Here is a 250-nt window from a genome sequence, read left to right on the forward strand (position 1 = left end):
CATGCCGGTGCTGCCGTTTCACCTGCCCGAGCCGGAAAGCGAAGCGCTGCGCCATCTCTGCCAGCAGATTCGAATGGCCCCGGGAGAAAGCTGGAGCAGCGCCCAGGCCGCAGGTATTGTGGGGATGAGCGAACGCACGCTGAACCGTCATTTTCAGCAGCAGACAGGCCTGAGCTACGGCGAGTGGGTGAGAAGGGCGCGACTGCTGGAAGCCTTAGTGCGGCTGGCGCAGGGCCAGCCGGTATTACGC

General features: G+C 64.4%; 1 protein-coding gene. It reads left to right on the forward strand.

Going from position 1 to position 250, the window contains the following annotated elements:
- A partial coding sequence (locus FLQ03_RS03285) for a helix-turn-helix domain-containing protein (RefSeq protein WP_144374158.1) occupies positions 1 to 250 on the forward strand: 250 nt, incomplete at both ends.

The organism is Vogesella urethralis (assembly GCF_007644045.2).
Lineage (GTDB): Bacteria > Pseudomonadota > Gammaproteobacteria > Burkholderiales > Chromobacteriaceae > Vogesella > Vogesella urethralis.